Source organism: Acuticoccus sp. (assembly GCF_965213555.1).
Taxonomy (GTDB): Bacteria; Pseudomonadota; Alphaproteobacteria; order Rhizobiales; family Amorphaceae; genus Acuticoccus.
Window position 1 is genome coordinate 2300276 of record NZ_OZ243890.1, and the last position, 13133, is coordinate 2313408.

The following is a 13133-nucleotide window of genomic DNA, read 5'->3' on the forward strand; positions in this document are numbered from 1 at the left end:
CCGATGGACCAGATCGCCTTCGCCCCGCCCGTCGACGACGAGGACCTTGCCGGCCTGCGCGAGGAGGTCCGCGCCTTCGTCGCCGAGGCGATGGCGGACCATGGCCCGCGCGAGCGCATCCGCTCGTGGATGGGCTTCGACGCCGACTTCTCGCGGAAGCTCGGCGAGCGCGGGTGGCTCGGGATGACGTTCCCGAAGACGTACGGCGGCCACGGTCGCACCGCGCTGGAGCGCTACGTCGTCACCGAAGAGCTCTTGGCGGCCGGCGCCCCGGTCGGCGCGCACTGGATCGCCGACCGTCAGTCCGGCCCGCTCCTCCTGCAGTACGGCACCGAGGAGCAGCGCCAGACGATCCTGCCACGGATCGCCGCCGGCGAGTGCTTCTTCTGCATCGGCATGTCGGAGCCGGACTCGGGGTCGGACCTTGCCGCCGCGCGCACCCGCGCCGAGCCGGTGGACGGCGGCTTCAGGATCAACGGCACGAAGGTCTGGACCACCAACGCGCACCGCTCGCACTACATGATCCTGTTCTGCAAGACGGGCGAGGCGGAGGACCGGCACGGCGGCGCGAGCCAGCTCCTCATCGACCTCGCGACGCCGGGCATCAAGGTCAGCCCGATCGTCGACATGTCCGGCCAGCACCACTTCAACGAGGTCAACTTCGAGGACGCGTTCGTGCCCGAGGAGGCGCTGATCGGTGAGATGGGCGAGGGCTGGTCGCAGGTGGTGAGCGAGCTTGCGTTCGAGCGCTCCGGGCCCGAGCGCTTCCTGTCGACCTTCGCGCTCCTCACCGAGATGATCCGCGTCGTCGCGGCCGACCCGTCCCGAGAGGCGGAGGTGACGATCGGTCGTTTGACCGCGCACCTCGTGGCGCTGCGCCGCATGTCGAGGTCCGTCGCCGGGCTCCTGCATCGTGGCGAGAACCCGTCGCTGCAGGCGACCATCGTGAAGGACCTCGGCGCGGTCTTCGAGCAGGACATCCCGGAGATCGCCCGCGTCCTCGTCCCGCGCGAGGCGGCCGAGCTTGCCCAGAGCGACTACGACGCGGCGCTCGACTACGCGATGCTCAACGCGCCGTCGTTCTCCCTGCGCGGCGGCACGCGCGAGATCCTGCGCGGCATCATCGCGCGCGGCCTCGGCCTGAGGTGAGGGCGGCGGGCGAGCGCGGCGGGCCGCTCGCGGGGCTCGTCGTCCTCGACCTCACCCGCGTGTTCGCGGGGCCGTGGGCGACGCAGGTCCTCGCCGACTTCGGCGCGACGGTCATCAAGGTCGAGGAGCCGAGGCAGGGCGACGACACCCGCGCCTGGGGCCCGCCGTTCCAGGACAACCCGGCGGACCCGGAGCGGCCGCTGACGCCGTACTTCCTCGCCTGCAACCGCAACAAGAAGTCCATCGCCGTCGACATCGCCTCCGCGGAGGGGGCGGACGTGGTGCGTCGCCTCGCCGCCCGCGCCGACGTGATGATCGAGAACTTTAAGGTCGGGGGGCTGAAGCGCTACGGGCTCGACCACGCGTCGCTCACCGCGCTCAACCCGCGCCTCGTCACCTGCTCGATCACGGGGTTCGGCCAGACCGGGCCCTATGCGCCACGCGGCGGCTACGACTTCCTCATCCAGGGCATGGGCGGCTTCATGTCCGTCACCGGGCAGCCCGACGGCGAGCCGACCAAGCTTGGCCTGCCCATCACCGACATCGTGACCGGGCTCTACGCCACCATCGCGATCCAGACCGCGCTGCGCCATCGCGACGCCACGGGGGAGGGCCAGCACATCGACTGCGCGCTGCTCGACGCCACTATCGCGTGCCTGTCCAACCAGTCGCACAGCTACCTCATGGGCGGGCCCGTACCGCACCGCATGGGCAACGCGCACCCCACGGTCACGCCGTACCGCGTGTTCGCGGTGGCCGACGGGCACGTCATCGTCGCCTCGGCGGTGGACCGGCAGTACCAGGCGCTGTGCCGGATGCTCGGCCGTACCGACCTTGCGACGGACCCGCGCTACGCAACGAGCCCCGCCCGGCTCACGAACCGCGCAGAGCTCGAGGCGGACCTCGAGACCGAGTTCGCGCGCCTCACCAAGGACGAGGCCATCGCGCGGATGGTCGAGCACGGCGTGCCGGGAGGCCCCATCAACACCGTCGCCGACGTGTTCGACGACCCGCAGGTCAGGGAGCGGCGGATGGTCGGCACGATCACCGATGCGGCGGGGACCACGGTGCCGACGGTGCGCTTTCCGCCGGTGATGGAGCGCTCCCCTCCCGAGCCGCCGGCGCCACCGCCGCAGCTCGGCGAGCACACCCGCGAGGTGCTCGCCGAGCTCGGTCTGGACGACGCGGCCGTCGAGCGGATGGCCGAGGCGGGGACGATCCGCCTCGGCCGCTGACGTTGCGTTAAACGGGACGCCGCGCCGGCTCCTCCATCTTCGTCTCCATGGCGGGTCCGAACCCCTCCTCGGCGCTGCGCAACAGCGCGATGCGCGACAGCACGATGCCGAACACAAGCTTGGACGTGATGTCGGCGACCGCGTACGCCACCTGCCGCACCACCAGCCAGTCGTCCGTCGGCAGCAGCGCCGGGATGACGTAGGCGACGGGGTAAAGGATCCACGAGAACAGTAGGATCCGCCAGGCGAGCATCACACTGGAGCGCACACGGGGCGACAGCTCGGCCTTCACCTCCGAGATCGCCTGCGCGAGGACGACGTAAAGGTACAGCCAGAACACGGACGAGACCGCGAACCACAGCCAGAACGGCACGATCTCGACGCCGTCGGAGACGCGGTAGCTCTCGTAGAACTGCCCGCCGTAGCCCGTCCACACCATGGCGAGCCCTGCGATGGTGAACTTGCGCCACTTGTCCCAGAACGACGCTCCAGCAATCCCGAGCACGATCAGGAACTGGGTGAGGAGCATCGGAACGTCGATGGACCAGTTCACGTAGCGGTTGCCGTTGGAGAACACCTCGTGCGGTACGGGCACCCAACGGCCCTTCTCGGGATCGAACGAGAACGCCTCGCCCCAGGTCGAGTAAAGCTGGAAGATCGCGAACGCCGCCGACACCATGACGACGCCCGACAGGTACGAGGACAGCCGGTAGCGCTGGGCGACCGAGCTCGCCGACACGATGAAGTACACCAGCCCTGCGGCGAACGCGGCCACCGACAGGACGAACAGGTGCCGGACGATCTGGTAGCCCGGGTTGGTGAACTCGAGAAAGTTCTCGATGTTAAGATGCATGCTGCCTCCGAACCTTTTGGACGGCGGCGCCTTGTCAGAAGACGCCGTCACGGCGGTCCGACAGGAAGGTTCGCGATGCGTCGTTCGTTCCTTGCCACCTCGCTGGCCTGCGTCGCCGCGGCCGCGTGGCTCGCACGCCTGCCGGACGCCGCGGTGTGGGCCCTCACCGCGGTCGCGGTGGTCGCCGGCGGGCTGCCCCATGGGGCGTTGGACACCCGCCTCGCACGTCGCACGCTGGGACTCGACGGGGCAGCGCCGCTCGTGCGGTTCCTCGCGCTCTACGTTGCGCTCGCCGCGGCGATGGCGCTGTTCTTCGTCACCACGCCGGTCGCGGCGTTGGTGGCGTTCCTGACCTACGCTGCGGTCCACTTCGGGCGGGACTGGGACGCGCGGCTTTCGGCGGCCGCGGTCCTCGGCGCGGTCGTCGTCACGGCGCCGGCCGTGCGGTTCGAGGCGGAGGTCGCGGCGATCTTCACCGCGATGACGGGGGACGGCACGGCGGTCGCTGCCGCGCTCGCCGCGCTCGCCCCGTTCGCGGCGGGTGGTGCGCTGACCGTGATCCTCCTGCGTCGCGACGCCGCGGCTGGCGTCGAGCTCGGGGCCTACGGCATGCTGGCGCTCGCGGTCCGGCCCGAGATCGCCTTCGCGGTCTACTTCGTGCTGCTCCACTCGCCGCGACACACTCGGGAGGTTTGCGAGGCGCTGAGGCTGAGCACGACCGATGCCGCGCGCGCCGCAGCGCCCTACGCGGCTGCCGCGGCGCTCGCCGGGTGCGCCGCGGCGGCATCATGGGCGGGCGCGGGCCTTGCGTGGGATGACGCGGTGGCGAGAGCACTGTTCGTCGGACTTGCGTGCCTCACCGTGCCGCACATGACCCTCGAGATGGTCACCGAACGGCCGGCGCTCGCGTCCTGGGCACGTCGCGTCCTCGTCCCCTCGGTCGAGCGCGGCGAGGACGGCCTCGGGCGTCGCGGGACCGACGAGGTGATGGAAGCCCGCCCGGCCACGCGCCGCTGAGACCTCAGCGCTCACCGCCTGCTGGGCGGAGATCGCGAGCATCGACGGCGGCTCGCCCACCGCCTTGGAGCGGCGCACGCGAGCTCATGGTTCTGTCCCAGCGCCCTGGATTGCACCGTTGAGCTCGAGCGGGTGATCGTGGGCGAAGGCGATCTTGGACGTCGACGGCGCGTCGGACGATGAGGACGTCGTGCCGTTGGCCAGTCATGGCGAACTCGTCGTCGCGGCCGATCTGCGCCCTTCGCCGGACGACCGGTCAACGCGCGGCAAGAGCAGCGACGGCTGCGGCGAGGGTGCCCGGTTCTCCTTACCGGCGAAAGCGCTGCCCAGTCGTCGGACCTCCCGTCACGGTCCGGCGATCCTGCTCACCGTAGGCGCGAAAGTGTTCCCTGAGCGCCGTCGTGCGACGGCCGCCACGACGGCCGGGCTCCAAGGTCGCGCCGGCTGCGATGAGCGCAGGGCAAGCTAGCCGATGGGCGAGGCGGGTGATGTTGCCGGCCACGCTCCCCCTGCGCGAAGCTGAAGCCGCCGCGGCGGCGGCGCAAGGGCTCGGCGAGGGGCGGGCAGGGGGCCCACCGCGGTGCAGGTCCGTTGGCGCTCGCTTCGGCGAGGGTCGGCCCGTAGCCGCTGCAGCCCCACAGTGACGGCGAGCCTGTCGCTCAAAGCCTGCTCGTCCGCTGGCGCACGCACATTGCGCGCCCCCGTCGACATGGCGAAGCCCGAAGTGCAGTCGCTGCATCGGGAGGGCGTGGTGGTCGACCGTCGCGCTTTGGGCCGATGGTCGGCGAGCTCCCTACGGTGACGACCTCCGCGCCGTGCGTTGGGGGCAGCGGCATCATGCATGCGCTCAACGCGCGGGTGACGAGCGTGCCGTTCGCCGGCCGCCGCGCGGAGACGGTGGAGGCGCCGCAGTCCCCCCTCCGCGCATCCCTCCTTGATGTGGAGAGGCCGGGCCCACGCAGGACCTTGAGCAGCGTCGTCGCTGGGGCGACGTCCGTCGCCGACAGGGGCGTGCCGTCAACATCGGCTCGCTGGACGTCGGCGCCAGCCCATCACGAACCCCGGTAGGTGACGTATCCGTAGGGCGAGACGAGGAGCGGAACGTGGTAATGCGCCGAGCCGTCCGCGATGCCGAACGCGACGACGACGACGTCGAGGAAGGGCGGGTCCGCCAAGGGGACGCCGCGGGCCCGGAAGTAGTCCCCGACGGCGAACTCCAGCCGGTAGGCGCCGGGCTGAAACGACTCGCCGGCGAGGAGCGGCGCGTCCGGTCGGCCGTCGGCGTTGGTGGTCGCGCGGGCCAGCTCGTGGCCCGCGGCGTCGGCGAGGCGAATGGCGACGCCCGCCGCCGGCATCCCGTGCGCGGTGTCGAGGACGTGCGTCGTGAGACCCGGCGTCACCGCTGCCCCCGCCGCGCCCGGCCCGTGGTCCGCGTCTCGATCCAGGCCATCAGCGCGCACACGGCGGTCCCCTGCACCGCGAGCGCCACCAGACCCGTGGAGGTCAGCGGCACGTTGGTTTGCGACTGCGCGGCGATCATCATGGAGCCGAGCCCTCGTTGGCGGCGATGGTCGCCGACACCACGGTGCCGACGAAGGCGAGCGTGATGGCGACCTTAAGCGAGCCGAAGACGTACAACATCGCGCGCGAAATGCCGACCTTGGTCATCCGTCCCACTTTGAGGCGCCGAGGGCGCGTAGGACGTCCTCGGCCTCCGGCTCGATTGTGGCAAGCCCGGTCGCGACCTTCACGACCACCGGAAGGAACGGGGTGAGGAACGCGGTGGTGATCGCCGGCACGACGCCGATGCCGAACCAGATGACGAGGATCGGCACCATCGCGACCTCTAGGCCCGTGCAGAACCCGACGAACAACGGTAGGGTCCGCCGTAGATCGACCGCGACCAGCCGACGAAGGGTGCGACCGCGGCCGCCGACCACGACGAGCCGGAAGTCGATGAAGGTCGCGGCGACGACGAAGGGCGTCGGCAGGACGAAGACCGGCATGTCGGCGAGCCGCTCCGCGGCCTCCCATAGCGCGACGCGGCGGACCCGCGGAGGCGAATGGCGCCACGACCTCCTGAGTCCTTCATCCGTTACCCTGCTCGCGAGAAGGGCGATCCAGCCTGAGCGCGCGCAATGATCGAAGATGCTGCCGTCGCCAAGCGGATGGTCAGCCTCGGCAAGGGGTCGCACCGCAGGAACGGTCGAGATCGGCTGCGGTTGTTGCGTGGAGGAGTTTCATCATGTCCCAGCCGCACATCCTCGTCCTCGGCGCCGGTGGTAGCACGGGGCGCGAGTTGGTCGCCCAGGCGCTCGCCCGGGGCTGCCGCGTCATCGCCGCCGACCGGCATCAGCTCGACGAGCCCCAGCGGGAAGGGTGCACCTACGCCGTCGTCGACGTGCTCGACGAGGACAGCCTCGTCCGCGCCGTCGAAGGGGTCGACGTCGTCGCCTCGGCCATCGGGCTGCCCATGGGGTCGCCCAAGACCCTGCTCGACCCGCCACCGCTCTTCACGGAGGGCACGCGCAACATCATCGCGGCGATGCGCAAGAGCGGGGTGGCGCGGCTCGTGGTGATCTCGGCGACGTTCGTCGAGACGATCAGGCGGGGGCCCATCTGGTTCGAGGCGGCGGCGATGACCGCGCTGTCGGGCATCTTCGAGCACATGCATGAGATGGAGGACCTCCTTCGCGCGGCCCCGGACATCGAGTGGACCGCGGTGCGCCCGGGCTGGCTCCTCGATGCCCCCTATACCGGGGACTACACGGTGAGCGAGGACGTCATCCCGGAGGATCACATCCGCACACGGGTGCCGGACCTGGCCGACTTCATGCTGCGCTGCGCGCTCGACGGCGAGCACGTTCGCGCCACGCCCGCGATCTCACGGGCCGAGGACCCGTCCGCCTCGTCCCCGATCAAGGTCGTCGAGGAGCTCGCCGACTGACGCCCGGCGACCCTCAGGCCGACCCACGCGCCGGCGATGAGCCTGCTGAGCTCGTGCACGGCCTACGAGCGCAAGTTCGTCGACCTCCACGGGAGGATCGCCTCGCCAGACCGTGCGCGACGAAGACCGCGGTGAACCAACGCTCGCGGTGGAGGTGCTGCATGACGCCCCAACGCGCTCGCAGGGCAAGGCGTCGAGCGCGCCGAACGGCTCGTTGAGCCTCAGCAGCGCCGGATCGTGGATCAGCGCGCCGCGCAGGTTGGCGCGCTGCTCCATGCTGCCCGACAGCGGGCATGGGTAGCGCATGCCGAACCCGGAGCAGACGGGGACGAGCAACGCCTCCGCCTTCTCACGGTGCGCGCGGCGGTGCTTGGGGACGGGCCGACGCCGCCGGTGCGGTCGCACGATCTCGAGCGGCAGGAGCATGGTGTCGAGCGTCGCGCGCCAGGGGAACAGCCAGGGGTTCCCAACCGCCGTCCCCATGATCGACGGCGTCCCGTGATGGCGGCGCCGGCCACCGCGACGCGTCCTGCCCGGGGAGGTGAGGCCGGTCGCAAGGCGCATCCCCGAGGAACTGCCGCAATCCGACGGGCCGACCACGGCAGCGAACTCACCCTTTGCGACGCGCGGGAAACACTCCACCGCCTTGGGGTCGTCCTGCGCCCACTCCGTGGTGGCGAGGGCGGCGTTGCCGTAGAGCTCGAGCCCGTGGTCCGCCATCGGCAGCGTCACTTTGGCGTCCTTCGCGACGTCCTGCAGCTTGAGGTTCAGGACCGAGGAGAACGAGAAGCCGATGAGCGGGTCGACGTCGCCCTGGGTCAATCGGCTCGCGGACCGGGAAGCCGACCGCCCAATGGTGATCGTTTTGATGTCGAGGTCGTTCACCGCAGCGCCGTCGGGCCGCTGGCCGGGGCGCGGCGCCGAGCGTCTTGCCCTCCAGCGAGGCAAGTCCAGCTTGAGGCGAACAGGCGAGAGGTCCTGCGGCGCGGCGGGCAGAGAGCAACCGCGACGGTGAACGCGGCGGGCAGCGTGTGCCGCAGGCTCTCCATCGGGCCGGGCAACGGCTTGCGCTGCCTCACAGGCAGGCGGCGTTCCGTCCAAGACCTTACCGAGAGGATCAGCTGCCGACGATCCGCAGGTCGTGGTCATCGAACCGTCACACCCAGCGCCTAGCGACGCCTCATGTCCGAAGTCGCGCGTCAATCCCTCCTACGGTCCCTCGCGCTCGCCGAGCCGGACGAGCTGGCCGCAGCCGTCCGTGACCTTCCCCAAGACGTCCCCGGGCACGAGGTGGTGCGCGGTCCCGAGGTCGGGCTCGTCATGGTGCGCGGGCGCATCGGCGGTGGCGGCGCGCCGTTCAACGCCGGCGAGGCGACGATGACGCGGTGCGTCGTCCGCCTGTCGACCGGCGAGGTGGGCTTCGGTCACGTGCTGGGGCGGGACGGCGAGCGGGCGCGACACGTGGCCCTCCTCGACGCCCTCGGGCAGACGCCACGGTACGGCGGCCGCGTGGGCGCCGTCGCCGCGGCGCTCGACGCGGCGCGCATGGCGCGGACCGCGGCGCGTGCCGCCGAGGTGGGCGCGACGCGCGTCGACTTCTTCACCATGGCGCGGGGGGAGGACTGATGGCACGGGCCGCGTCAACGCCGTGAGCCTCGACGCCGCGACGCTGTCGGGCGGCTTCGCCGACCCCGTCCACGGCGCCCAGGCGGCGTTCCGCGTGATCCTGCGCGCGATGGCCGAGCCCGGGACCGTGATGACGCTGCCTCCCACCGGCCCACCGCCCCCGCTCTCATCCGGCGCGGGTGCCGTCGCTCTGGCGCTGTTGGATGCGGACACGCCGGTGTGGCTCGACGAGGACCACGCCTCCGCGGCGCGATGGCTCACCTTCCACACCGGCGCTCCGGTGGTGGGCGAGCGTCGGGCCGCCCGCTTCGCGCTGCTCAGCGCACCCGACCTCGACGGCTTCGCGCTGGGCGACGACGACTACCCAGACCGGTCCGCCACGCTCGTCGTCGCCGTGCGGTTCGGCGGGTCCCGCTTCGTGCTGACGGGGCCGGGGATCGACGGTCGCCGCGCCGTCGGCCTGTCCTTGCCGATCGACTTCGTCGAGCGCTGGGAGGCCAACCGCGCCCTGTTCCCGCGCGGCATGGACCTCCTCCTCGTCGACGGCGACGCGGTGATGGGACTGCCGCGCACGACGGCGTTGGCGGCCGCATGATGACGGGTGAGTTGCCATGTACGTCGCGGTGAAGGGCGGCGAGGCGGCGATCGCCAACGCGCACCGCCTGCTGGCCAAGGACCGCCGCGGCGATCCGGCCGTCCCCGAGCTCACCGCCAGGCAGATCGCAGAGCAGCTTTCGCTCGCCGTCGACCGCGTCATGGCGGAGGGCTCGCTGTACGACGTCGAGCTCGCGGCGACCGCCGTGCGCCAGGCGCGCGGCGACCTCATCGAGGCGATCTTCCTGACCCGCGCGTTCCGCACGACGCTGCCCCGGCTCGGCGCCAGCGAGCCCATCGACACCGGCGCGATGGCCATCGAGCGACGCATCTCGGCGACCTTCAAGGACCTCGTCGGCGGCCAGATCCTCGGCCCCACGTTCGACTACACACACCGGCTCATCGAGGACGACCTGACAACGTCCTCCCCCGCCACCGGCGCTCCAGTAGGCGACGCGCCCAGGGTGACGGACGTCCTCGGCCGTGAGGGCCTTTTGGAGCCGGACGGCGGCGAGCGCGGGGCGGAGCCCGGCGACCTCACGCGCGAGCCGATGGACCCGCCGATGGATCGCCCCGTCCGCCTGCAGGCGCTCGCCCGGGGCGACGAGGGCTGGCTGCTGGGCCTCGCCTACTCGACCCAGCGGGGCTTCGGGCGCACGCACCCCTTCGTCGGCGAGCTGCGCGTCGGCGCCGTCGAGGTCGAGGTGATGGTGCCCGAGCTCGGCTTCGCGGTCACGCTCGGCACCATCACCGTCACCGAGTGCCAGATGGTGAACCAGTTCCATGGGTCGGCGGACGAGCCGCCGCAGTTCACCCGCGGCTACGGGCTCGTGTTCGGCCGAATCGAGAGGAAGGCGATGGCGATGGCGCTCGTCGACCGCTCGCTGCGCGCCGGCGAGCTCGGCGAGGACCGCGTCGCCCCTTCGCAGGACGAGGAGTTCGTCATCGCCCACGCCGACAACGTCATGGCGACGGGCTTCGTGGAGCACCTCAAGCTGCCGCACTACGTGGACTTCCAGGCCGAGCTCGAGCTGGTGCGCCGGATGCGCGAGGAGGCCGCACGCCCGGCACGGAGGGCGGCGGAGTGAGCGCCACCTACAACTTCGCCTACCTCGACGAAGGCACCAAGCGGATGATCCGCCGCGCCCTCCTCAAGGCGGTGGCGATCCCAGGCTACCAGGTGCCGTTCGCGAGCCGCGAGATGCCGATGCCCTACGGCTGGGGCACCGGCGGCGTCCAGGTGACGGCGTCGATCATCGGCGAGGGGGACGTCCTCAAGGTGATCGACCAGGGCGCCGACGACACGACCAACGCGGTCTCCATCCGTGCCTTCTTCGCCAAGGTCGCGAACGTCGCCGTCACCACGCGCACGGTGGAGGCGACGATCATCCAGACGCGCCACCGCATCCCCGAGACGCCGCTCCGCGCGGGGCAGATCCTCGTCTATCAGGTGCCGATCCCCGAGCCGCTGCGCTTCCTCGAGCCGCGCGAGATCGAGACGCGGGTGATGCACGCGCTCGAGGAGTACGGGTTGATGCACGTGAAGCTTTACGAGGACATCGCCCGGCACGGCCACATCGCGACGACCTACGCCTACCCCGTGCGCGTCGAGGGGCGCTACGTGATGGACCCGTCCCCGACGCCCAAGTTCGACAACCCGAAAATGCACCGCTCGCCGGCGCTGCAGCTCTTCGGCGCCGGTCGCGAGCGTCGGATCTACGCGCTGCCGCCCTACACCGAGGTGGTCAGCCTCGACTTCGAGGACCATCCGTTCCGCGTGCAGGAGTTCACCGAGCCCTGCGCGTTGTGCGGCGCCACCGGCGTCTACCTCGACGAGATCGTGACCGACGACGCGGGCGGGCGGATGCACGCGTGCTCCGACACCGACTGGTGCGAGGCGCGCCGTGATGGTGGTGGGACGTGACGCCGCTCCTTGCCGCCGAAGCCCTCACCGTGCGCTACGGCGAGCGGGTCGGCTGCACGGACGTGTCCTTCGACCTCTACACGGGCGAGGTGCTCGCTGTCGTCGGTGAGTCCGGCTCGGGCAAGACCACGCTCCTAGGCGCGCTCCTGCAGCGCGTCGTGCCGGCTTCAGGACGTGTGCGCTACGTGTCGCGCGAGGGCGGTTGGCGCGACCTTGCTGACCTCGGCGAGGCGGAGCGCCGGCGGCTCGCGCGCACCGAATGGGGCTTCGTCCACCAGAACCCGGCGGACGGGCTGCGCATGTCGGTGTCGGCGGGCGGCAACATCGGCGAGCGGCTGATGGCGGTCGGACACCGGCACTACGGCGACATCCGCACCACGGCGGTCGATTGGCTGGAGCGGGTCGAGATCCCGGCCGAGCGCGTGGACGACGCCCCGCGGAGCTTCTCCGGGGGGATGCGCCAGCGCCTGCAGATCGCACGTAACCTCGTCACCCACCCGCGCCTCGTCCTGCTCGACGAGCCGACGGGCGGGCTCGACGTCTCGGTGCAGGCCCGGGTGCTCGACGTCCTACGCCGGCTGGTCGCCGAGCTCGACCTCGCGGCGGTCATCGTCACCCACGACCTCGCCGTCGCCCGCCTCCTGGCCGACCGCATCCTCGTCATGAAGGACGGCCGCGTCGTCGAGGAGGGGATGACAGCGCGCGTCCTGGAGGACCCGCAGCACCCCTACACCCAGCTCCTCGTCTCCGCGATCTTGGAGGTATGATGCAAGGCACGCTTGCAGCAACCTTGGCCGCCATCGACCACTTCAGCGCCCCGTCGCCGGTGGAGCTCGATCGCCTCGTCGCGGGCTCGACGCTCGCTCACGACCGCGCCGACGACCGGCCGGGCAACTGGCACGGCGGCATCGCCTTGATCGACAGGCTCGCACCGCCACGGGTGCGCGCAGAAGCCGACTGCGCCGTGCTCCATTGGCCGCGGGACCTCCTAGACGACCTCGCCGGCGAGAACGCACACCTCGGCATCGCCATGCTGCGCGGTGTGCGCGGCGGGGCCACGATGCGGCACGCCCACACGACGAGCGAGGCGTGATGGAGCCAGCGCTCGTCGTCGATGGTCTGTCGAAGAGGTTCGTGCTGCACCTCCAGCGAGGGCTTGCGCTGCCGGTCGTCGAGGGCGCCGGCTTCAGCGTGTCGCCCGGCGAGTGCGTCGTGCTCGGCGGGCCGTCGGGGGCGGGCAAGAGCTCGGTGCTGAAGATGGTGGCAGGGACCTACGGCGCCTCGGCGGGTCGCATCATCGTGCGCCATCGCGGCGCGCCGGTGGACCTCGTCGCCCTCACGGCGCGCGAGCTGATCGCCGTACGGCGTGAGACCATCGCCGAGGTCACCCAGTTCCTGCGCGTGATCCCCCGCGTGCCGACCCTCGACGTGGTCGCTGCGCCAGCCGAGGCAGAGCTTGGCGCCGACCAAGCACGGGACAGGGCGGCGGCGCTCCTCGCGCGGCTCAACCTGCCGCAGCGACTGTGGGGACTGCCCCCGGCGACCTTCTCCGGCGGCGAGAAGCAGAGGGTCAACATCGCCCGCGGCTTCATCCGCAATGCGCCGCTCCTCCTGCTCGACGAGCCGACGGCGAGCCTTGATGCCGCGAACCGTGACGTCGTCGTCGCCCTCATCGAGGAGAAGAAGGCGGCGGGCACCGCGATCCTCGGCATCTTCCACGACGAGGCGGTGCGCGCGCGGGTCGCCGACCGCATCGTCGACGTCAGCGGCTTCGCTCCGGCGTGAGGC

General features: G+C 71.4%; 15 protein-coding genes and 1 pseudogene. 12 read left to right on the forward strand and 4 right to left on the reverse strand.

Annotation, left to right across the window (positions count from 1 at the left end; all coding sequences use genetic code 11):
- Positions 1 to 3: 3 nt before the first annotated feature.
- Together ACOOE8_RS10890 and ACOOE8_RS10895 are read left to right on the forward strand one after the other, a co-directional pair.
- Entirely contained in the window at positions 4 to 1149 is a 1146-nt protein-coding gene (locus ACOOE8_RS10890) for an acyl-CoA dehydrogenase family protein (RefSeq protein WP_420391503.1), read from the forward strand.
- Positions 1146 to 2384 (forward strand): CaiB/BaiF CoA transferase family protein, encoded by a 1239-nt coding sequence (locus ACOOE8_RS10895; protein ID WP_420391504.1) that lies wholly within the window; start codon positions 1146 to 1148, stop codon positions 2382 to 2384. Before ACOOE8_RS10890 ends, ACOOE8_RS10895 begins: the two co-directional genes overlap by 4 nt.
- Before the next feature lie 7 nt (positions 2385 to 2391).
- Here ACOOE8_RS10895 and ACOOE8_RS10900 read toward each other — a convergent pair whose 3' ends face one another.
- A complete protein-coding gene (locus ACOOE8_RS10900; protein WP_420391505.1) occupies positions 2392 to 3237 on the reverse strand; it encodes a bacteriorhodopsin in 846 nt (281 codons plus the stop codon).
- 75 nt (positions 3238 to 3312) lie between these two features.
- Between ACOOE8_RS10900 and ACOOE8_RS10905 the strand changes: the two genes are divergently transcribed.
- Both ACOOE8_RS10905 and ACOOE8_RS10910 read left to right on the forward strand, forming a co-directional pair.
- Positions 3313 to 4254 (forward strand): Brp/Blh family beta-carotene 15,15'-dioxygenase, encoded by a 942-nt coding sequence (locus tag ACOOE8_RS10905; RefSeq protein ID WP_420391506.1) that lies wholly within the window; start codon positions 3313 to 3315, stop codon positions 4252 to 4254.
- A 154-nt stretch (positions 4255 to 4408) separates the two neighbouring features.
- The gene (locus ACOOE8_RS10910) at positions 4409 to 4723 is read left to right on the forward strand and encodes a hypothetical protein (protein WP_420391507.1); all 315 of its coding nucleotides are present in this window, start codon (positions 4409 to 4411) and stop codon (positions 4721 to 4723) included.
- Positions 4724 to 5306: 583 nt separating this feature from the next.
- On the opposite strand, the gene uraH is transcribed toward ACOOE8_RS10910, so the two are convergent.
- Together uraH and ACOOE8_RS10920 are read right to left on the reverse strand one after the other, a co-directional pair.
- A complete protein-coding gene (gene uraH, locus ACOOE8_RS10915; RefSeq protein ID WP_420391508.1) occupies positions 5307 to 5654 on the reverse strand; it encodes a hydroxyisourate hydrolase in 348 nt (115 codons plus the stop codon).
- Positions 5651 to 6374, reverse strand: a pseudogene (locus ACOOE8_RS10920) (ABC transporter permease). The gene uraH and the pseudogene ACOOE8_RS10920 overlap by 4 nt, the downstream one beginning before the upstream one ends.
- 125 nt (positions 6375 to 6499) lie before the next feature.
- Here ACOOE8_RS10920 and ACOOE8_RS10925 point away from each other — a divergent pair.
- Entirely contained in the window at positions 6500 to 7201 is a 702-nt protein-coding gene (locus ACOOE8_RS10925) for an NAD(P)-dependent oxidoreductase (protein ID WP_420391509.1), read from the forward strand.
- Here the strand turns inward: ACOOE8_RS10925 and ACOOE8_RS10930 are convergent.
- Positions 7139 to 8086, reverse strand: a complete 948-nt coding sequence (locus tag ACOOE8_RS10930; protein WP_420391510.1) for a hypothetical protein — start codon at positions 8084 to 8086, stop codon at positions 7139 to 7141. The two genes, ACOOE8_RS10925 and ACOOE8_RS10930, sit on opposite strands and share 63 nt — an antisense overlap.
- Positions 8087 to 8383: 297 nt before the next feature.
- Here ACOOE8_RS10930 and phnG point away from each other — a divergent pair, with 297 nt between their 5' ends.
- The 7 genes from phnG to phnL are packed head-to-tail and all read left to right on the forward strand — an operon-like array spanning position 8384 to position 13130.
- Positions 8384 to 8827: a phosphonate C-P lyase system protein PhnG gene (phnG, locus tag ACOOE8_RS10935; RefSeq protein WP_420391511.1), complete on the forward strand. Its 444-nt coding sequence runs from the start codon at positions 8384 to 8386 to the stop codon at positions 8825 to 8827.
- Between the two features lie 22 nt (positions 8828 to 8849).
- Positions 8850 to 9422, forward strand: coding sequence for a phosphonate C-P lyase system protein PhnH (gene phnH, locus ACOOE8_RS10940; protein ID WP_420391512.1), 573 nt, complete (start codon positions 8850 to 8852; stop codon positions 9420 to 9422).
- A gap of 16 nt (positions 9423 to 9438) precedes the next feature.
- On the forward strand, positions 9439 to 10509 hold the full coding sequence (locus tag ACOOE8_RS10945) for a carbon-phosphorus lyase complex subunit PhnI (RefSeq protein WP_420391513.1): 1071 nt from the start codon (positions 9439 to 9441) through the stop codon (positions 10507 to 10509).
- A 44-nt stretch (positions 10510 to 10553) separates the two neighbouring features.
- A complete protein-coding gene (locus ACOOE8_RS10950; RefSeq protein ID WP_420394684.1) occupies positions 10554 to 11345 on the forward strand; it encodes an alpha-D-ribose 1-methylphosphonate 5-phosphate C-P-lyase PhnJ in 792 nt (263 codons plus the stop codon).
- Positions 11342 to 12112 (forward strand): phosphonate C-P lyase system protein PhnK, encoded by a 771-nt coding sequence (gene phnK, locus ACOOE8_RS10955; RefSeq protein WP_420391514.1) that lies wholly within the window; start codon positions 11342 to 11344, stop codon positions 12110 to 12112. Before ACOOE8_RS10950 ends, phnK begins: the two co-directional genes overlap by 4 nt.
- The gene (locus tag ACOOE8_RS10960) at positions 12112 to 12438 is read left to right on the forward strand and encodes a hypothetical protein (RefSeq protein ID WP_420391515.1); all 327 of its coding nucleotides are present in this window, start codon (positions 12112 to 12114) and stop codon (positions 12436 to 12438) included. The genes phnK and ACOOE8_RS10960 overlap by 1 nt, the downstream gene beginning before the upstream one ends.
- Positions 12438 to 13130: a phosphonate C-P lyase system protein PhnL gene (gene phnL / locus ACOOE8_RS10965; RefSeq protein ID WP_420391516.1), complete on the forward strand. Its 693-nt coding sequence runs from the start codon at positions 12438 to 12440 to the stop codon at positions 13128 to 13130. Before ACOOE8_RS10960 ends, phnL begins: the two co-directional genes overlap by 1 nt.
- The last annotated feature ends 3 nt before the right edge of the window (positions 13131 to 13133 follow it).